At 40.0% G+C, this 20,040-nt stretch carries 17 protein-coding genes; 1 reads left to right on the top strand and 16 read right to left on the bottom strand.

The genetic code is table 11. The features are described from left to right. Nucleotides 1-42: 42 nt before the first annotated feature. From JOOMADRAFT_RS09195 to JOOMADRAFT_RS09140, 13 genes are all read right to left on the bottom strand, one after another. On the bottom strand, nucleotides 43-708 hold the full coding sequence (locus JOOMADRAFT_RS09195) for a DUF2231 domain-containing protein (RefSeq protein ID WP_008612747.1): 666 nt from the start codon (nucleotides 706-708) through the stop codon (nucleotides 43-45). 16 nt (nucleotides 709-724) lie between these two features. Further along, nucleotides 725-862: a hypothetical protein gene (locus tag JOOMADRAFT_RS20305; RefSeq protein WP_008612746.1), complete on the bottom strand. Its 138-nt coding sequence runs from the start codon at nucleotides 860-862 to the stop codon at nucleotides 725-727. Nucleotides 863-1,059: 197 nt separating this feature from the next. Then, on the bottom strand, nucleotides 1,060-1,512 hold the full coding sequence (locus JOOMADRAFT_RS09190; RefSeq protein WP_008612744.1) for a heme-binding domain-containing protein: 453 nt from the start codon (nucleotides 1,510-1,512) through the stop codon (nucleotides 1,060-1,062). Then, a complete protein-coding gene (locus JOOMADRAFT_RS09185; RefSeq protein ID WP_008612743.1) occupies nucleotides 1,513-2,103 on the bottom strand; it encodes a DUF3347 domain-containing protein in 591 nt (196 codons plus the stop codon). 122 nt (nucleotides 2,104-2,225) lie between these two features. After that, nucleotides 2,226-2,549, bottom strand: coding sequence for a four-helix bundle copper-binding protein (locus JOOMADRAFT_RS09180; protein WP_008612740.1), 324 nt, complete (start codon nucleotides 2,547-2,549; stop codon nucleotides 2,226-2,228). A 67-nt stretch (nucleotides 2,550-2,616) separates the two neighbouring features. Further along, complete coding sequence (locus JOOMADRAFT_RS09175; protein WP_008612739.1) at nucleotides 2,617-2,808, bottom strand: SHOCT domain-containing protein; 192 nt, start codon at nucleotides 2,806-2,808, stop codon at nucleotides 2,617-2,619. An 11-nt stretch (nucleotides 2,809-2,819) separates the two neighbouring features. Beyond that, the gene (locus JOOMADRAFT_RS09170) at nucleotides 2,820-5,231 is read right to left on the bottom strand and encodes a multicopper oxidase domain-containing protein (RefSeq protein ID WP_008612737.1); all 2,412 of its coding nucleotides are present in this window, start codon (nucleotides 5,229-5,231) and stop codon (nucleotides 2,820-2,822) included. 65 nt (nucleotides 5,232-5,296) lie between these two features. After that, complete coding sequence (locus JOOMADRAFT_RS09165; RefSeq protein WP_008612736.1) at nucleotides 5,297-5,863, bottom strand: helix-turn-helix domain-containing protein; 567 nt, start codon at nucleotides 5,861-5,863, stop codon at nucleotides 5,297-5,299. A gap of 2 nt (nucleotides 5,864-5,865) precedes the next feature. Then, nucleotides 5,866-7,098 carry a TolC family protein gene (locus JOOMADRAFT_RS09160; protein WP_008612735.1) on the bottom strand — a complete coding sequence of 411 codons (1,233 nt, stop codon included), beginning with the start codon at nucleotides 7,096-7,098 and terminating at the stop codon, nucleotides 5,866-5,868. Next, a complete protein-coding gene (locus tag JOOMADRAFT_RS09155; protein WP_008612734.1) occupies nucleotides 7,095-10,922 on the bottom strand; it encodes an efflux RND transporter permease subunit in 3,828 nt (1,275 codons plus the stop codon). Before JOOMADRAFT_RS09155 ends, JOOMADRAFT_RS09160 begins: the two co-directional genes overlap by 4 nt. A gap of 136 nt (nucleotides 10,923-11,058) precedes the next feature. Next, nucleotides 11,059-11,475, bottom strand: a complete 417-nt coding sequence (locus JOOMADRAFT_RS09150) for an HYC_CC_PP family protein (protein ID WP_040879644.1) — start codon at nucleotides 11,473-11,475, stop codon at nucleotides 11,059-11,061. Nucleotides 11,476-11,640: 165 nt separating this feature from the next. Further along, nucleotides 11,641-13,590 (bottom strand): FTR1 family protein, encoded by a 1,950-nt coding sequence (locus JOOMADRAFT_RS09145; protein WP_008612732.1) that lies wholly within the window; start codon nucleotides 13,588-13,590, stop codon nucleotides 11,641-11,643. A 118-nt stretch (nucleotides 13,591-13,708) separates the two neighbouring features. Then, a complete protein-coding gene (locus tag JOOMADRAFT_RS09140) occupies nucleotides 13,709-15,610 on the bottom strand; it encodes a heavy metal translocating P-type ATPase (protein ID WP_008612731.1) in 1,902 nt (633 codons plus the stop codon). A 101-nt stretch (nucleotides 15,611-15,711) separates the two neighbouring features. Here JOOMADRAFT_RS09140 and JOOMADRAFT_RS09135 point away from each other — a divergent pair, with 101 nt between their 5' ends. After that, nucleotides 15,712-16,569 carry a helix-turn-helix domain-containing protein gene (locus JOOMADRAFT_RS09135; protein ID WP_008612730.1) on the top strand — a complete coding sequence of 286 codons (858 nt, stop codon included), beginning with the start codon at nucleotides 15,712-15,714 and terminating at the stop codon, nucleotides 16,567-16,569. A 210-nt stretch (nucleotides 16,570-16,779) separates the two neighbouring features. Here the strand turns inward: JOOMADRAFT_RS09135 and JOOMADRAFT_RS09130 are convergent, their stop codons facing one another. From JOOMADRAFT_RS09130 to JOOMADRAFT_RS09120, 3 genes are read right to left on the bottom strand one after another with little or no spacing between them, the layout of a single operon-like run. After that, nucleotides 16,780-18,744 carry a heavy metal translocating P-type ATPase gene (locus JOOMADRAFT_RS09130; RefSeq protein WP_008612728.1) on the bottom strand — a complete coding sequence of 655 codons (1,965 nt, stop codon included), beginning with the start codon at nucleotides 18,742-18,744 and terminating at the stop codon, nucleotides 16,780-16,782. 10 nt (nucleotides 18,745-18,754) lie between these two features. After that, a complete protein-coding gene (locus JOOMADRAFT_RS09125; RefSeq protein ID WP_008612727.1) occupies nucleotides 18,755-19,651 on the bottom strand; it encodes a cation diffusion facilitator family transporter in 897 nt (298 codons plus the stop codon). 11 nt (nucleotides 19,652-19,662) lie between these two features. After that, a complete protein-coding gene (locus JOOMADRAFT_RS09120) occupies nucleotides 19,663-20,019 on the bottom strand; it encodes a SpoIIAA family protein (protein WP_008612726.1) in 357 nt (118 codons plus the stop codon). Nucleotides 20,020-20,040: the final 21 nt, after the last annotated feature.

Genomic DNA, 20,040 nt, shown 5'->3' with positions numbered 1-20,040 from the left:
TTATTTTAAGGATTCTAATAAATGCAAAATTGAACATAAGGGTTAATGTGAATGTCCACCGTGACCTTCTTCAGATTCATTTCCCAAATACTTTCCTTGAGGACCTACACCTTCAATATAAACCAGTTGGGAACCATAATGTCCTGCCCAGCCAACAGAATACCCTGAAAAGGCAAGCACCAAAAACACTAAAACCTCAAACCATCTTCTTTGCTTTAAAAGGAAAAGACTTCCCAGTTTTAAAACAGCGGCGGCAGCACTGGACCACATTGTCCACATAGCATATTTGTCGTGCTGTTCCAATACCTTTTTTGCAGCTTCTGTAAGTCCTTCGGTGTGTGGATGTACAAATGTTCCAGCGACATAAGCCCCTATAAATCCTGCTCCTACTGTTAGCAGGACAACCCAATCCATCGTCCGGTTCATTGTAAAAAGTTGTATCAATTGCAATACAACAGCCAATAGCAATAGTGCTATGGGGAAATGAACAACCAAGGGGTGCAGGTTTGGAAATTCATCTAAATCGGCTTTAGGATCGGTTTGTAAATTTGGTACAGAACCACTTTTTTCAAAGGCTGCAACAGATTTCTCATTTGAGATTTCAGTTGCGCCACTATCTGTAAGTGAATTATTTGCCGCAAAGGCGTTTGAAAAGTTTCCAAAAAAGACCAACACCAATACGGTAAAAAATAGTTGTTTAGTTTTCATTTCTATGGTTTTTAAATTAGTTTCCAGTTAATTGGAGCCACAATGCCCCCATAATTATAATGGCTATAATTCCATAAATGATATAGTTGAACCACTTTCTAAAGCCACCTTTCTTTTGTTCTTTTTCATTTCCTGTTTTGCAACAATCTTTCATCGGCTTTCTTTTTGTGCCTGTCAAGGGAAGGGGTTTTTTAAACTAACCAAATTAAGAATACCCTTCCCTTACAGGACTTTATCACTATACCCTAAAAAGGAAAGTTCTAACTAACCAATCAATGAAAAAATTTCTTTCCTTTTTTCGGGTATAACTTTATTTACTTTATTTTTCAATAACCACTTAAATTTTAGATGTTATAGATTATTTTTAAGTTTGGTCATATATTTTATAATTTCCTTTTTCTCCGATTCTGAAAATTTCGCATCCCTATGAATTAAGGTATAGGAATCTAACGGCATTTCATCATCTTCAATCTGACTGATAATCGAACGTAGTTTGCTGTTTTTTCTTCGGTCTGAATAATCGTCCCATTCGTTAAAGTTCAATTCGTCTTTGCCTTCTTTAATGTGATCTTCGAGAAACCAAGCAGCCGGTTGTATTCTATTGTACCAGGGATATTTGGTGTTATTGCTATGGCAATCATAACAAGATACCTCTATCTTATTTTGAATCACAGGAGGGACATTATTGACCCTCATAAAATCGGAAACATACACGGCTTCGTTTTGATTGCGGTCTGTGGGGAAAAATTGAATCCCCACAAAAGCAATCAATAAAATCCACGCTATGGTTTTAAAGACCTTCAATTACTTGATCTCTTTCTGTACTTTTCCACATCCCGGCATTTTGCTGCCCATATATGGGTTTTTAATTTCTTCAGTGGTGCTCAACCATTGAGCCCCTTTATTATCGTTGTACATCGGACAAAAATCCTGATATAATTTTTGATCAGTTCCCGTTATGGCGATCATATCAATAACATCTTTGCTCAAAATATCGAAGTGCTCCCTTTGATGTTCAATAGGACTGTCTGAGATATGTTCCGCACTTTCTTTAGCATCTTCAATTATATCTGTCAATTCCTGCTGCTCATCAGAGGAATAACTACTTTTGTCAAATTTTTTAAAATCTGCAAATAACATCCCACCGGCCTTAGCGGCATCTTCTTGGTTATCTGCAACCAAAGCATTTTTGATTTTCAGGTAATTATCTAAAATTGCAGATGAACCTTCTTTACTTGAATTATCTGCCATCATTTCAGATGCTGCATCTTCTTGATGCATCTCATTGGACATTGGTTCTGTAGCCCCTTCTTTTTTTCCATCCTTACAGGACATTGTAATTAGCGAAACCAATGCCATTGTCAAAATACCTACTGTCATTCTTATTTTTTTCATCTTGATTTAATTTTAATTGTTGTTTAAAAATTTAATTTCTGTCATACCCATATTTTAGGGTCTATTCCAGATTGGATTTTTGATTAATCTTCCCCCTTTAAATAGGGGAAGATTACTAATTATTAATAGCTTAAATAAGCTTCACAGGCCTCTGCGCATTTTTTACACGCTTCTGCACAATCCTTACAATGCTGGGCATCGTGGTTTGCACATTCATCAGCACATTTTTTACAGGTTTTATGGCAGTATTCCACCATTTCCTGGGCATCTGAATAATTTGCGGCAAGTAGTTTTGCCGTTGCACTACATACTTCTGCACAAGCTCTGTCAGTTTTTATGCAATCTACCATCATTTTGATGTCATCTTCGCCCAGACAAGCATCTGCACAATAATTACAATGAGCAACACAGTTGTTCAATGCTTCAATCAATTTTGAATTTTTCATAGTTTCTGGTTTTAATTAATATTTGAGTTAATTGTTAAAATTGAGCGGTTGCTACCCTCATCCTTTTTTATTTTTGTTTTATCGTTTCTTTATGTTCTACATACTCTTCCTTGGTAATTTCGCCTTTGGCGTACCGTTCATCCAGTATTTTCAGGGCATCTTTCCGCTTTTTCAGCTTTTTATTTTTTCTCCCGGAATAGATAAAAACACCAAGTATTATCACGCCTATTAAAATCAACCAGTCCCACTCGTACATCATAACATTGCTTTTTAAAATCTCGCGGAAAGCCCCCCTCCAACACCGAAGCGGTTATCATAACTTCCCATTAAGGAAAAGTTCCTTCCCAAAATATATTCAAGGCCCACCTGCCAAGTGGTTTCTTTCTCATAATCCCTACCGGGTTCAAAATCATTGACCCATCCAAAATCAGCTTGATATTCATATTCCCCATAAAGCAGGACGTGGGGGAAGATCATCGTCGCTTTGGAAAAGCTGATCTGTGGCCGTAGCTCACTGTCTATCCTAAGATCGGCATTGATAAGCAGCGGCATTAAATACCGGATTCCCCCTATGGCCGTGGTATTGATCTTATCCAAACTATCATCGAGCTCGTTTTCAACATTCACACCACCAAAGACCCGAAAATAATCGTTAAGATAACGCTCATAGGTCGCCTCGATTTCCATATTTTTGTTCCAACCATATTCGCCCCTAAAGGTGAACTGGTTCCTGATATTGGTCGCTGTGGCATAGAGTTCGGTCATATGGCTTGCGGCGGTCAATTCGCCCCAGGTAAACATATGGTCGGCTTCATTGGTCAGTTTGGTAAGGGGATAACCTTTAAGGCGTTTGTCGCGTGGGCCATCATAGCTAAAAACACGAGCCATACCAGCATTAAGGTGATATAAAATGTGGCAATGAAAGAACCAATCACCCGTTTCGTTGGCATCAAATTCAATGACCACTTTCTGCATAGGCGCAACATCCACCGTATGCTTTAATGGAGAATACTCACCATTTTTGTTCAGCACCCTAAAAAAGTGTCCGTGCAGGTGCATAGGGTGGTGCATCATCGTCAGGTTATTTAGCGTAATACGAACGACTTCCCCTTGTTTGATCTTGATCTTATCGGTCTCTGAAAGTGGCACACCGTTGATACTCCATACGTATCTGTTCATATTCCCGGTCAGGTTAAAAAGCATTTCCTTGACGGGTTTATCGCCTTCAAAAGTGGTTTTTACGGGCGATTTTAAATAATCATAATTGAACTGCGGGTTTCCACCAGTCTTCATATTATCACCAATAACCTTGTCAGCTGGGACAACGTAGCCCATTTTCATCTCGTCCATATCCTTGCTGCTATCCATTTTCATTCCTTCCTTTTTCATCTCCATTTTGGAATGATCCATTTGAGACATCTTGGTTGAATCCTTTTTCATTTTGTCTTTCATATCCATACTCTCATCCTTCATAGACATTGCATTCATTTTCATCTTGTCATCGCCATCCTTCATATTGCCCATCTTCATTCCACCCATATCCATACTGTACTTCTTCATATATTTAATGGAATCATTTTTTGAAGGGTTAAATTTTGAAGCCGGTGCACCCATTTTCATATCCATAGCCATCATCCGTTTCATATTTTCAATAAGATCAGGTTTGGGGACGACCGGAGCCTTTAGCACAGGGCCTTGACCTAAATATGCAGTTGCAAAACCAGAGCCGTCTTGTGCCATTGCTCTAATTTCCAACTTACCACTTTGGGGCACGGTAACAATAAAATCATAAGTCTCGGCTACCGCGATAAGAGTTTTATTATGCTTTACGGGTACAACGTCCTTACCGTCTGCCGAAACCAACATCGGGTCTTGGCCGCCAAAAGTCAACCAGAAGTAAGAAGCTGCCGAAGCATTTACAAACCGCAAGCGTATCTTTTCACCGGGTTTGAAATCTGGATATTCCTGTTTAGTAACTCCGTTTATAAAAAAGTTTTCATAGAAATTATCGGAAATGGCAAAATCGGGCATCCGTTGCCAAATCATTTTTAACTTGGCGCCGACTGCTTTTTTCTTTATGATCTTATCCCAACTTTGGATCTGTCCTTTTTTGATCAGATACCATTCATTGCCCCGTTTTAGGTTTTTAAGCTGGGAAGATGGGTCTTCGTCCATCCAGTCAGAAAGTACAAGAACCAAATCTTTGTCATAATCCAAGGTTTTTTCTTTTGGGTTGATCTGGATGGAACCATAAACACCGCGCTGTTCCTGCAAGCCCGTGTGGGAGTGATACCAATATGTACCGGTCTGCTTGATGGCAAATTTGTATTGAAACGTTTCACCGGACCGTATGGGGGGAGTGGAAAGATAGGGTACGCCATCATAGAAATTCGGCAATATCATTCCGTGCCAATGGACCGATGTTTCCTCGTCCATATTATTGGTTACGTTTATAACCGCAAATTCACCCTCTGTAAATACCAGATTAGGACCCGGAATCCCGCCATTTACGGTCATTGCTTTTACATCTTTCCCTGTAAAGTTTACCGTTTCATAATCGATAGTGAGGTTATATTCGTGAACAGGCCAATTATCCACATTTTCCTCTGAACCGTTGGCGGTCTGAGCCTGCAAATCAATAAGCGCAAACATTGCCAAAAATGTCAATACTAATTTTTTCATTGAATTGATTTTTAATAAAAATATTGTTTACTTTAAAATTGTTGTTTAATAATTTTGGTTTATACTTATATAATTTGGTCTAATGAACTCCTAAAATTCTTTTCCATAGTTTTATATTCTGTGAGGCTCATCCCTGTTTCAGTTTTAAATTGATTGCTCAAATGTGTGAGGTTACTGTAATTTAACAGTTGACTTATTTCCGTAAAGTTGAGTTCCTTGTAGTGTATAAGCTCCTTGGCTTTTTCAATCTTCAGTTTGATGAAATATTTTTCAATGGTGATCTTTTCATTGTAAGAAAAAATCTTGCTTATTTTTGAATATTCGTGGTACATCTCATTTGAAAGTATTTCTGAAAGCTTCTCATTTCCAGCTAATGGCAAGTTTTTCAGGAGGTTGATCAATATTAATTTTGTCTGTTCGACCAATTTAAAATTTTCGCCATCGATAATATAAAACCCGTTTGATTCCACGACTTTTCGTATTATCTTTTTCTCCTTACTTATTTGAATGTCTGCCGTTATTTCTCCCAGTTTTATACCCAATACTTTAATGTTTTCATCGGCCAGCTCATTCTTTAAAACCTTGATGCACCGGTCGCAGACCATATTTTTTATGTAGAGTGTTGTTTCCATTCTTAGTTGGTTAAATAATTAATAATGGCCGATTGCACATAATACATTTTAACCGACTCGATTTGGTTCATCTGAAATTTCAATTGCAGTTCCTGAATATCAAGCACATCGTTAAAATCTATCGTTCCCGTTTCATAGTTCTTGATCAGGATATCTTCGGCATCATTTGCTTGTTTCAAGTTTTCTAATTGGGTGTCGTAGCTTATCCTTGCTGAATTCTGGTTTTGGATCGCCTGGGCAAAAAGGGTCTTCAATTTGTTTAAACGGTCTTGTTTTTGAGCCGTTATCTCTTGCTGCCTCAACTTGTTTTGTTTGGTAAGTGAGCTGTATTTGTTGTTGAATATGGGAATGGATACAGACACCATTGGCATTAATATATCTTTTCCGTTGTCGCTGAAATTCATCGCTGGGCGTTCGGCAACGGGTATATAATCCAGTCCCACACCTATGTTGGGCAGACTCTCTTTTTGATTGAGTGCTTCTGACTGTGCTATCGATTCAAATAACTTGTCGTACTTTAAAATCTCTGGATGAAGTTTTAAGTCTTCGGAAGAAAAATCAGCTTTTTCCAAAGGAACGATCATCGTATCAACTACCGATATTGGAGCTTTCTCTGCCTTGTTTAGCAGGTTGTTGAACTGGACTTTTTCGGCAAGAAAATCTTCCATCAAAATATCCTTTTCCTTTTCCAGTTCATTTTGCCTGATCTGCAACCGAAGTACATCTACGGCAGAAGCCTTACCAACTTCTACCGATGTAAGTGCCAACCGCTCGTATGTTTTGAGCAACTGGATGTTTTCTTCCAAAACCTGCTGTTTGGCGGTAATGGCATACAGCTGATAGTAGGATTGTGAAACAGAAAGTGCCAATTTTCTTTTCGCAATGGCAATCTCCACGTATTCTGCATCGGCCATTGAAGATGCGTAATTTTCCCTTGCGGTTATTGTACCGAACCAAGGCAGCATCTGCTTGACCGAAAAACGAGACCGCTGCGCCCCGGTACGGGTTTCCGGCTCGCTCACAAAATAGCCCGCCCCAAATTCGGTATTGGGCAGCGAGTTTACCTCGTTCACTTTTTCTTCTGCAATATTATACCGCAATTCATACGCTTGGATATCCGGATTGTTGGATTCGGCTTCCTGAATGTAGGATTGCAGTTGTTGTGCTTCGGCAAAACCTGCATACAAGCAAAAAACAAGTACCAAAATTATTTTGTATTTTCTTTTTTTTATCATCTCGAAATATTTTTGGTATTCCCTGATTTGTTTTTTAGTGCTTTCTTCTTCCGCGAAAGTGCAGCTTCCTTTTTCCAACTAAATAATACGGGTACAATAAAATAGGAGGTGACGTCAATGATCATCCCACCAAAACTTGGTATCGCCATTGGGATCATAATATCACTTCCCCGGCCGGTGGAGGTCAAAACGGGCAACAGAGCAAGTATGGTGGTTGCCGTGGTCATCAAGCAGGGGCGGATACGTTTTTGGGCCGCAAACAAAGCAGATTCCCTAATGGCCGCTTTGTCCATTGGGTCATTTTTATCAAATGTCTGGGTGAGGTAAGTCGCCATAACCACCCCATCATCGGTGGCAATACCAAACAAAGCGATAAAGCCCACCCAGACGGCCACACTTAAATTGATGGTTTTCATATTGAAAAGATCCCGGAGGTTCTCCCCAAAGAAGTTGAAATTGAAGAACCAGTCCTGCCCATACAGCCAGATCATTATAAATCCACCCGCGAAAGCGACCGCAATCCCAGTAAAAACCATTAAAGAAGTCGATACTGAACGGAACTGAAAATAAAGGATTAAAAAGATAATGATGAGTGCAAGCGGAACGACTATCGATAAGGTTTTTTCGGCTCGTATCTGGTTTTCATAAGTTCCCGTAAATTTGTAATTGATCCCTTTTGGGACGGTAAGTTCACCGGTATCGATTTTCTGTTGGATAAGTGCCTGGGCATTTTCCACTACATTGGTTTCTGCAAAGCCATCGAGTTTATCAAAGAGGACATAACCAACCAAGAATGTATCTTCACTTTTAATGACCTGAGGCCCTTTTTCGTAACGGATGTCCACCAATTCCCCAAGGGGCACCGGGTTGCCTTTTTCCACGGGTACATAAATATCTTTTATTTCATTAGCGTTTCCGCGAAGTTCCCTTGGATACCGCACTCGAACGCCATAACGTTCACGGCCTTCAACGGTTTGCGTTAAAGGCATCCCACCCACGGCAACTTGAAGAACCTGTTGTACATCTTCAATGGAAATGCCGTAACGGGCAAGCCGTTCCCTTTTTATATCGATCAACAGATAGGGCTTACCGACTATACGGTCCGCAAAAACAGCTTCCTTTTTTACACCTTTCGCCTGTTTTAAAATATCTTCCAATTTTAAACCGAAGGCTTCAATCTGTTTCAGATCCTGACCTTTGACCTTTATACCCATTGGTGCCCTCATCCCAGTCTGTAACATTACCAAACGGGTCTCGATAGGTTGCAATTTAGGAGCGGAAGTGACCCCGGGAAGTTTGGTGACCTTTATGATCTCGTTCCAGATGTCATCGGGGGATTGTATTTTTGGACGCCAGTTTCGGTAGAATTCCCCGTCTTCATCCGGTATAAGGTTTCCTGTGTTAATAAGGAGCGGATCTTCAATTTTAGCATTTTTGTAGTTTTCCGAATTGGTAACCTCATTGTTAGGATTGGTCACCAAACCGCCATCTTTCAGTATAAAAAACCCATCTTCGTTCACTTTATAGCGTTGTGGACTTCCATCGGAATCCTCCATATATTCCGATTTATACTGGATGATATTTTCATACATCGACAAGGGAGCGGGATCGAGCGCCGATTCCGTCCGTCCCGATTTTCCCACTACGGTCTTAATCTCGGGTATTCCTGCCACGGCCATATCCAGTTGCTGTAATACCCGCTTGTTTTCCGCTACACCGGCGTGTGGCAGCGATGTGGGCATTAGCAAGAATGAACCTTCGTTGAGCGAGGGCATAAATTCCTTGCCAATATTTGTCATTATTAAAACGCCCAAGACGAAAACGGTGGTAGGGATGCAAAGAAATAACACTTTATTGCGCAAAGCCCATTTCAAAATGCTGGAATAATAATGTTTAAGTACCCAGAATGCACCCAAAAGACCAAAACAGATAATCCCCACAAAAAGAAGGTTGATCATAATGCTTCGGTCAAAGCCCAAGGGTCGCCAGTATTCTGCCAAAAGAAATATGATGGCGATTGCGGAAATAATCATATTGACGATGTTCGCACGCTTTTCAGAAAGCCACAGTCTGTCCGAAACCCTTGATGCAATTTTTTCATCTTTTAAAAGACCCACAATTCCGAAGGCAATCAAAATAAGGCCCAACCAATATCCAAAAACTATCACGGTGATCCCCAAAAAGATCAATACTACGTTGATGATATGCGCGGTCGTTTTTCGGATGCTTTTTCTTCGGAACAGGAATGCGGCAAATGGCGGAATAAGGAATAAAGCAACAATAAGAGATGCTGTTAATGCCATTGTTTTGGTAAAAGCCAATGGGCGGAACAACTTTCCTTCCGCACCTATCATCGTAAATACGGGAATAAAACTGATGATTGTGGTCAGTACCGCAGTGATAATTGCCCCTGAAACTTCCGCAGTAGCATTATAGACAAGCGTGTTGATGGGCTGTCTGATTTCCCCTTGTTGAACCCGTTTATCTTCTTCGTCTAAATACCTGATAATATTTTCACAGAGGATTACCCCCACATCCACCATTGTCCCAATGGCAATGGCAATTCCCGATAGAGCCACGATATTGGCATCCACATTAAAAAATTTCATCGCAATGAACACCATCAACACCGCGACTGGAAGTAATCCTGAAATAAGTAAAGACGCCCTTAAATTGAAGACCATCACGATGATCACCAGAATCGTTATCAATATTTCAAGGGTCAGTGCTTCATCGAGCGTACCTAATGTTTGGTTAATAAGCTCTGTTCGATCGTAAAAAGGAACGATGGTCAATTGGGAAGTCCGGCCATCTTTCAATTTCTTGGTCGGCAATCCCGAACTCAGTTCTTTTATTTTGCCCTTTACGTTGTTGATGACCTCCATCGGGTTTGCCCCGTTTCGGGCCACTACAACACCACCTACCACTTCGGCGCCTTCCTTGTCCAAAATCCCACGACGTGGGGCAGGGCCTAAATGCACGTGGGCAATATCTTTGACCCGTATCGAAGTATAATCTTCGGAAGTAACAACTGCATTTTCAATATCCCCTACCGATTTCACATAGCCCAAACCGCGCACCAGATATTCAGCTTGGTTTATTTCAAGGGTTTGTGCACCAATATCCTTGTTGCTCTCTTTTATTGCGGTTACAACATCTCCTAGACCGATGTTGTACTGCCGCATTTTTTCGGGGTCTACATCTATTTGATATTCCTTTTGAAAACCACCAATAGAAGCTACTTCAGAAACCCCGCTAGCGGAAGAAAGGGCGTATTTCACGTAATAATCCTGAATACTGCGCAGTTCCTGTAAATCCCATCCCCCGGTTACATTTCCGTCTTTATCACGGCCTTCCAAAGTGTACCAGTAAATCTGACCCAATCCGGTCGCATCTGGACCCAAACTTGGGTTTACGCCATCAGGCAAAAGACCATTGGGCAGGGAATTCAATTTTTCAAGAATGCGGCTTCGGCTCCAATAAAATTCAACATCTTCATCAAAAATAATATAGATGCTGGAAAATCCGAACATTGAAGAACTACGGATGGTCTTTACCCCCGGAATACCCAATAACGCGGTGGTAAGCGGATAACTTATCTGATCTTCAATATCCTGTGGGGAACGGCCTTCCCATTTAGTGAATACGATTTGCTGGTTTTCCCCAATATCAGGGATTGCATCTACCGCAACTGGATCTGTGGGAAGAAAACCGGTGTCCCAATTAAATGGGGCATTAACGATGCCCCAGCCCACAAAAATCGTGAGCATAAGTACAGCGATAAGTTTATTTTCTATGAGGAATTTTATACCCTTATTTAACATAGGTATTGATAATTAAACAGTTATACATTGAATAAAATCCTGATCGTATCAGAAAATTAAACACAACAAAATGAGCCCAAAATGGTAGAAACCATAGGGCTAATTTTCCCGATAATCATCGGGAACTGTTTTAAAATCAAATTAAATAAGTCTCGTTTAATTCTTGCACATCCCGTATGAGATAGGGCGGCGTATAATCTTTAAAAGGGATGATGTTCTCATCCAAGCCCTCAAAAAGATTAATGTAAGTATAGAAGAAAGTGACAACGAAAGCTTGTTGCTCAAAAGTTAGATTATTGAATGATGATTTTAATTCATTATGACCATCAATCGTTATTTGCGTATCAGAACAGCAAGGTTTTTCAGAGAAACCTTTTTCACAGCTTTTTTGGGGTTGTTGATTCTCCATTCCACAGGTCTTAACATTATGAAATAAAGAAAAATCAACCAGAGAATCTCCACAATAATGCATATCTACCGCGAACGACATTGTAGTAAACAGCACTATAGATGCCATTAAAACAGATAGTATTTTATTGAAGATTTTTTTCACTTTAGCAAATTTACGAAAATTTAAGAGTTTCGGTTCTTATTAACATTTTTTTAATTTTTTTAACAATAAAAATAGTCTAAGTGTTTTGATTTAAAACTTTTGAAATGTTCTCAGTTTGTATTTAATTTTCAAAAATAATTGAGGAAACCAACTCTACGCACCTCCTTATTTGACTTGAACAACCCTATTTCTATGACTGCTCAAATAATATAATAGCAATAGAAACCCTAACAAGACCACTTGTGATATTAAAGTCTCTGTGGTAGGATATATCCCCAACCAATCTATTTTAAGAGAAACAGGGAAACCTGTTACAGAAAGCCAACCAGCCTCTTGAATGGCGTGAATACCTTTACCTATTAGAATTATAGCCAGAAGGGTAATTACCCAAGAAGAATATCTAAAAAGTTGCCTTACCGGAATTTTTTTTGAATATTTCAGAAAAAGGAATGCGAGCAGACCTATCAATGCAAAAGCCGCCAACACTCCAAACCCGATAGATGATTGATCACCGGATTCGGTTTCCAAACCAATAGCCTGTAGAAAAAGAATCGATTCAAAAGCTTCGCGGAAAACCACCATAAATGAAAAGAATGCCAGCCCGATCATTCTTTCACCCTTCAATTGTGCCCCGACCTTTTTTTCAATAAACTCCTTCCATTTTTTGGAATGGGAATGGTTGTGAAGCCAAAAACCGACAAAGGCAAGTACGATTACCGCTATCAGGGAAATAATCCCTTCCATTATCTCCCTATTCTGTCCACTTATGCCAATAATCCAATCTGAAAGAAACCATCCTGCCACCCCCATTAAAATAGCGGTTATCCATCCGCCGTGTATATAGGGCAGGGCTTTTTTAGCCTTTGGTGTACTCCGTATTAGCGCCAAGATAAGCGCAATGATCAAAAAGGCTTCCAGTCCCTCCCGAAGCATTATAGATGCTGCCAAAAAGAAAGAAAGCCAATAGTTGAGCTTTTCATCTTTCATCATTTTTTCGGCGCTGTCTATTGTTGAGAGAGCATTATTTATTTTATTTTCGACCTCACTTGAATTTTTGCCTTGTTCAATGACCTGCCTAACATCCATCATTTTTTGCTCCAATTGGGAAGTAAATGCAGGGTCATTGGCTTTTAGCCTTACTTCTACGGGTTCAATACCCTCTAAATAGGCAGCCAAGGCTTTTTGACGGGCTTCGTCTTTCTTGCCATTTTTATAGTTTAACAATGCTTGATGAAGGTAATCTCTCGCAACAGTCAAACTGGATTGCGATAGTTTTCCCGAAGGGGAAAAAATCCTTAACGCCTTCAACTTTTTTTGACCCTGTATATCCGGGCCGAGTTTGTTTATTAATTCATTATCGGATAGGGTAGCGACATATTTTAGAGTGGTATTGCCATATTCTTCATCGAATATTTTTTTCAAGGATACAGAATCTATTTTTTGTTTTTGAAACCGTAATGATTTGACATAAAAGGCCAAATCCCAAGCTTCTTTATCGGTTAGTTCTGTAAACGACCGCATAGCTGTTCCTTCCACGCCCAGTTTGACTGTATTATAGGCTTCAAATGGGGACAGGCCTGCCATTAATGAATCATTTAAAAAATTTGCAGGTGCAGGTTTTAAGCCGGCGGCTAAAGTTCCGTTTCCTCCGCCTTTTGGTCCGTGGCATTGAACGCAGTTCTGCATATATAGACTTTTGCCATTTGCATTGTCCGGCCAATTTATGGGCGCAACTTCATAACCGGTCGCTTTAATGATCGCCCATTTTGCTTTTTCCGCTACATCCTTGATTTTTTTACTGGAAGCTTTATTCCGAACAAGGGTTTTTAAATCATTTAAGTCAGAAAGGATAGATTGCCCTGATTCGGATGGTAATTTTATTTTTTGTGCTAAGTTGAAAATTTTGTCGCTAAACTCCTGCATTTCGGCATACTCCGCATTATCCAGTATCTCACCATCCCTTACCGCCATTGGATAATCTTTTGAAAGATAATCCAAAAGGTGGATTACACTTTGAATATTAGTATCCTTTTCTTTGGCAGAAACCTGAAGAGACGAGAAAAATATAAAAATATATAGGAAGTATGACGGGATTGAATGAAGTTGTAATCGCATTGGGATAATATTAAATAACTAATTATTATTTAGACTAAATATAAACAAAGGTATCATATTTTGAGACCTATTAAGCGTCATCATCGAAAATCTTAAATAGTATTACTGTTTTTTTTAGTTATCGCAGTAACCTCAAACCGCTAAGTATAACCAACACGGTGCTTCCTTCGTGCCCAACGACACCTTCTGGTAAATTTATAATTCCTCCTATAAAATTTAAGACAATAAGGGTAAGCGCTACGCCAATGGCAAAGGCCACGTTCTGTTTGATGATCCTGTTGGTCCTTTTGCCCAAGGAAATGGCAAATGGTATTTTTTCGATATTGTCGGCCATTAAAACGACATCGGCAGCTTCTATTGCTATATCCGTGCCTGCTGCGCCCATAGCGATACCTACGGATGCAGCGGCCAGGGCAGGTGCGTCATTTATTCCATCCCCAACCATTGCCACCTTCCCATATTTAGTGGTCATTTTTTTTATAAATTCAACCTTGTCTTCCGGTAAAAGACCAGAATAAATTTCTTCTATCCCTGCGTTTTCCCCAATTTTTTTAGCCGTTACCTCGTTATCACCCGTTAAAAGCGCTACACGAATATTCATATTTTTTAACTGTTTGATCACACTTCTAGCTTCGAGCCTTACTTGGTCAAAAATTGAAATCATTCCTATAAGGCTTTGTTCGTTGGAAACAAATATGATCGTCCTTCCCTGCTGTTCAAATTTGAGCGCCAAATTTTCCTGTTCTTTGGTCAGGGCTATGTTATCTAACATATCCTTTTTGCCCACTTTATAATTTATTCCATTCAATGAGCCTTCAACCCCCAAACCTTGAAGAGACCGTAAGTTTGTGGAGTGCTCCAGTTCAAGATCATTATTTATGGCATATTGAACTATTGACCTTGCGATGGGATGTTCGGATAAAGCCTCTATGGAAGCCGTTATTTTCAATAATTCCATTTCAGGAGTACCTTCATATGAAATGATCTCCTGCACAACGGGTTGGCCGTAAGTAAGGGTTCCTGTTTTGTCGAAAATTACTGCCTTAACCCCTGCGATATTTTCAAGGTGCGCACCCCCTTTGAACAAAACCCTTTCCTTGGAAGCGTTCGATATTGCCGACAATATAGCCGGCATAATAGAGGATACCAACGCGCAGGGGGAAGCCACAACTAAGAAAATCATAGCCCTGTAAATGGTTTCCTTCCACGACCAACCTATCAAAAAAGGAGGGGCAATCATTAGGACTATGGCCGTTAATACAACGATTTTTGCATATATACCCTCAAATTTTTCAACGAAAAGCTGGTTGGGCGGTTTTTCCTTTGTAGCTTCCTGCACTAAATGAATAATTTTGGAGAGCATCGTTTCTCCCGCCAGCTTGGTTACCTTGACCTCTATGGCGCCGTAACCGTTTACCGTACCTGCAAAAACTTCATCATCAACAGTTTTGTCCACGGGAACCGATTCTCCGGTTATGGTAGCTTGATATATTGCAGAATATCCTTGGGAAATAATACCGTCAGCTGCGATACGCTCCCCGGGCTTGACCAAAATAGTGTCATCTTTCTTTAATTCTTCTGCTTTGATCGGTACTTGTTTGGCATTTCTTAGTAAAACCGCCTTTTCCGGACGGAGGTCCAGAATGGAGCGAATATCCTTATTGGTCCGTTCCATCGTATATCCTTCCAAAGTGCCGCTCAACGAAAAAATAAAAATCAAAATGGCCCCGTCCATCCAATACCCTATTGCGGCAGCACCAATTGCGGCGATCACCATTAGCAGATCGACATCTAAATCCTTTTCCTTGAACAGCGTATGGAGACCTTCTAGTGCTTTTTGATACCCTCCAATAAGATATGCAAACAGAAATAGGGTAATTTCAAGAAAGAAATGGTCATTTATCCTCGCCAAATAGGCCAGAATGATAAATAGAAGGCAAAACGAAGTAACGATTGCCGACCCGTGACTTTCCCATAAACCGAACGAAAAACCTTTTTTAGTACTGAGCGTAGCTTCCATAACCCCTTGTTTGAATATAAATTGACCGTGTCGTACAAATATATGGCAACAAAGTAAAATTATTTAGGTAAAAAAACGACTTTTTTGAGTACCTTAGCGAAATGAATTCCGCCCATATTTATACCGATGTAAAAATTTTCACCAAGACCATTAGTTCCAATACATCACGGTCGCATAGTCATAATTATTTTGAGTTGATATATGTATTAAAAGGAAAAGGCAAGCATACGATCAACAAAAACCACTATGATTTTTCAAAGGGAGACCTGTTTTTGTTGACTCCTGAAGATATACATAACTTTGCCGTTGCCGAAACAACTACCTTCTGTATCATAGATTTTACGGAAAGCTTTTTTAGCGAAAATCCCAAGAAGAAAACTGGGAAAGCGGATTTGAGCAGGTTCTTTAAAGAACTGGAATATGTTTTCCATAACCACCACAATATACAGGGGAATATTATTACGGAGAACGATAAAATGATTTACCGGGCACTGATCGATCAGTTGCTAAATGAGGAAGACAATAATCGACAATACAGGTTTATTATAGCACAAAACATCGTTTTTTTACTACTTCATCTTGTGGCTAGAAATATTCAAGAAAACATTATCGCACATTCTAAACTAAAGGATCCAAAAAACAAGATATATGAAATCATTACCTATATACAACAAAATATTTATGAAAAGGATCTTATTAAACTTAAATCATTAGCTGACAATTTTAATAAATCGCCCGATCATTTAAACCGGTATTTTAAGCGGGAAACAGGCAAAACAATTAAAAGCTACATCAATGCTTATAAGATTGAACTTATTAAAACCAGGTTAAAGTTCAGTAACCTTAGCATTTCAGAAATTGCCGATGAACTGAATTTTACAGATGGTAGTCACCTTAACAAAATTTTTAAAAAAGCTTATGGTAAAACCGCTTATCAATACAAAGACACCATTGATTGAAGCAAGCCGTTAGTTACACCTTGTTAAAAAATCTCAATGCTTATGAATATTCCCTTTTAGCACAAAAAAGTAAAGCAGAAATGCGGCGATAACCAGAAGGATAAGTACAATAATACCCTTGACCTTATCCTTTTTTGTGATTTTGTTCTTAGATGGCTTCTGAACTTTTTTCTTTCTTCTATTTCTTCTGTTTTGAGACATCTAGTTATATTATTTCCAATTCATTTTCTGTAAACGTATGGCATTGAGTATGGCCAGGAATGCGACACCTACATCTGCAAATACGGCCTCCCACATTGTAGCCATTCCAAAAGCACCTAAGACCATAACAGCAATTTTAACCCCGAATGCCAAACCGATATTCTGCCAAACAATTCGTCTGGTAGAACGCCCTATTTGAATGGCCCTTGCAATTTTGCTGGGCTGGTCGGTTTGGATGATGACATCTGCGGTCTCAATGGCCACATCGCTGCCCAGACCTCCCATAGCCATACCTACATCACTCGTGGCTAAAACGGGGGCATCGTTGATACCGTCCCCAATAAATGCTACTGTGGTACCGGTTTCCCTTTTGAGACGCTCAACTTCGTTGAGTTTATCTTCCGGTAATAATCCTCCCATTGCACTATCCACACCCATTTCCCTACCAACTTCTTTGGTTATGGAATCCTTGTCGCCAGAAAGCATTATGATTCTTGATATCCCCGCTTTACGGATTTGTTTGATTGCTTCGTGGGCATCTTCCTTCAGTTCGTCAGCAATGGTTACGTAGCCTGCAAATTGACCATCAATTGAAACCATTACAATAGATTCTACAATGCTTTCAGTTTCCGCAGGGACTTGAATATTGTTTGAGGTCATTAAGGCCTTGTTACCAACTAAAACCGTTTTACCGTTTACTGTGCCTTTCAAGCCTTTTCCTGCCACCTCGGATACTTCGGAAGCTTCAAAATCCGCACCTTCGGTCTTATATTCCAGAATCGCCTTGGCAATGGGATGGGTGGACTGTTCTTCCATCGCCATCAGGTATTTCATAAATTCCGCTTCCGGGAAGGCATTATTATTAACAACATCCTTGATCTTAAACACGCCTTTGGTAACCGTTCCCGTTTTGTCCATTACCACGGTATTCACTTTGGTCATTGTATCCAAGAATGACGCTCCCTTAAAAAGAATACCGTTGCGAGAGGCAGCACCCAAACCACCGAAATAGCCCAACGGAATCGAAACAACCAGGGCGCAGGGGCAAGAAATAACAAGGAAGATCAAGGCACGGTACAACCAATCTTCAAAAACATAATTATCGACAAATAGATATGGTAAAAAGGTCAGTCCAATAGCAAGGAATACTACTATAGGCGTATAAATCCTTGCGAATTTTCTGATGAACAATTCCGTCTTTGATTTGCGGGCAGTGGCGTTCTGTACCAGATCGAGAATACGGGCAATGGAACTGTCCTTGAATTCTTTTGTGGTCTCGATTTCAATAACGCCATCGAGGTTGATGCTTCCGGCAAAAACCTTCTCGCCTTTTGTAACGGTACCGGGTTTGCTTTCGCCAGTAATGGCAGCAGTATTCAGCGAAGCTTTTTCGGATAAAAGCTTACCGTCCAAAGGAATTTTTTCGCCTACGCGAACCTGAATTTTTTCGCCGATCTCTACCGTTTCTGGGTCAACGGGTACATAATCACTTTTTCGATATACCAAGGCTTCATTGGGACGCACATCTAACAACGCTTTTATATTGCCCTTCGCTTTTTTGACCGCAGCACTTTGAAAGAGCTCGCCAACAGCGTAAAAAAGCATTACTGCCACGCCCTCGGGATATTCGCCTATGGCAAATGCCCCCAATGTTGCGATTGACATTAAAAGGAATTCGGTAAAGAAATCCCCATTTTTTATACTTTTCCAACCTTCAATAATAACGGGAAACCCAACAGGAATATAGGCTACAACGTACCAGATTATTCGAACCCAACCCTCGAAAAACGGGAAGGCATCAAAATAATCGATGACAATACCCGTAATCAGCATTACAAAGCTGAAAATAGCGGGTAGGTAGGTTCTAAATTTTGATGCCTTTTCCGGACTACTATGGTTATGGCCATCATCGTGGCTATGTTCGCCAGAATGTTTCTGGTTATCGATATCCCTTAGATTTTGTTTTTTCTTCATCTTGATTTTATTATTTCAAACCTTGATAGGGTTTATATTCTTTATCCCCGAACTCTTGTTCTATTTGCAGAGTGGTATGGGTTATTTCAAATTTATCGTGCAATTGTTCCCGGATATCATATAAAAATTGATCTTCGTGCCCATCGGGAACGACCAAGTGGGTAGAAAGTGCGGTTTCGGTAGTGCTCATCGCCCAGATATGTAAATCGTGTACTTCTTCGACCCCTTCAATATTCATTAAATATTTTTCCACTTCATCAATGTCGATGTTTTTGGGAACGGCATCAATGGCTATTTTTACGGAGTCCCTCAAAAGCCCCCAGGCACTATATAAAATGACCAGGACAATGACCAAACTAAGCGCAGGGTCTATCCACGTTAATCCTGTGTATTTAATGGCAAGTCCACCAAGAAGCACTCCTAAAGTTACCCCGGCATCGGCGGCCATATGTAAAAATGCACCACGTATGTTCAAATCGCCTTTTGAACCTTTCCAAAAAAGGAAAGCCGTACCGGTGTTTACCACCAAACCAATAGCCGCTACAATCATTACGATGTTACCGGAAATTTCTGCTGGATTTTGGAATTTTTGAATGGCGTCCCAAGCGATCAGTCCCGCAGCTGCAATAATAATCAGGCCATTGATCATTGAGGCGAGAATAGTGGTTTTTCGTAAACCATACGTATAGCGTTTTGAGGGTCTTTTTGTGGCTATTTTAATTGCCGCCCAAGCAAGTATCAGACTAAATACATCGCTTGCATTGTGGCCTGCATCCGCCAAGAGCGCGGAAGAATTTGCCACAAATCCGTAGTAGAGTTCTACTGCAACGTAGATGCTATTTAGTGCTATTCCTATACCAAAAGCCTTTCCGTAGTTCTGTGAACCGTGTGAATGATCGTGTGCCATAATTATCTATTTTATTTTTTTATCCATTGTTTAGCTATTTCCCTATTTTCCAAATCAAAATAGTTGATCTCCGCGTTGGTAAACGGTTTCATAAATTGGGCAATCCAATCCTGCCATTTTTTTTCACCCACCATCGCTATTTTTTCATAATCTTTTGCGTGGGCCGTGTCCATTTTCAGGTCCTCCCATAACCCGGGAAAATCCCAGCCTGTAAAATCTTCCATTTCAAAATACCACCGAACCTTCATTCCCTTGTCCAGTATAGCGTGGATAAGCGGATAGATTTTTTCTATATCCTCTTTTCCCAGTGTGCCGGTCGCTTTTGTTGCAACAATATTTTTTTCTTCCAACTCGATTATATGTAACATTTTTTTTAGGTGTTAAGTGAT

Source organism: Galbibacter orientalis DSM 19592 (genome assembly GCF_000260115.1).
GTDB lineage: Bacteria > Bacteroidota > Bacteroidia > Flavobacteriales > Flavobacteriaceae > Galbibacter > Galbibacter orientalis.
The sequence above is the reverse complement of the archived record's forward strand: the minus strand, read 5'-3'. Positions and strand labels throughout refer to the sequence as shown.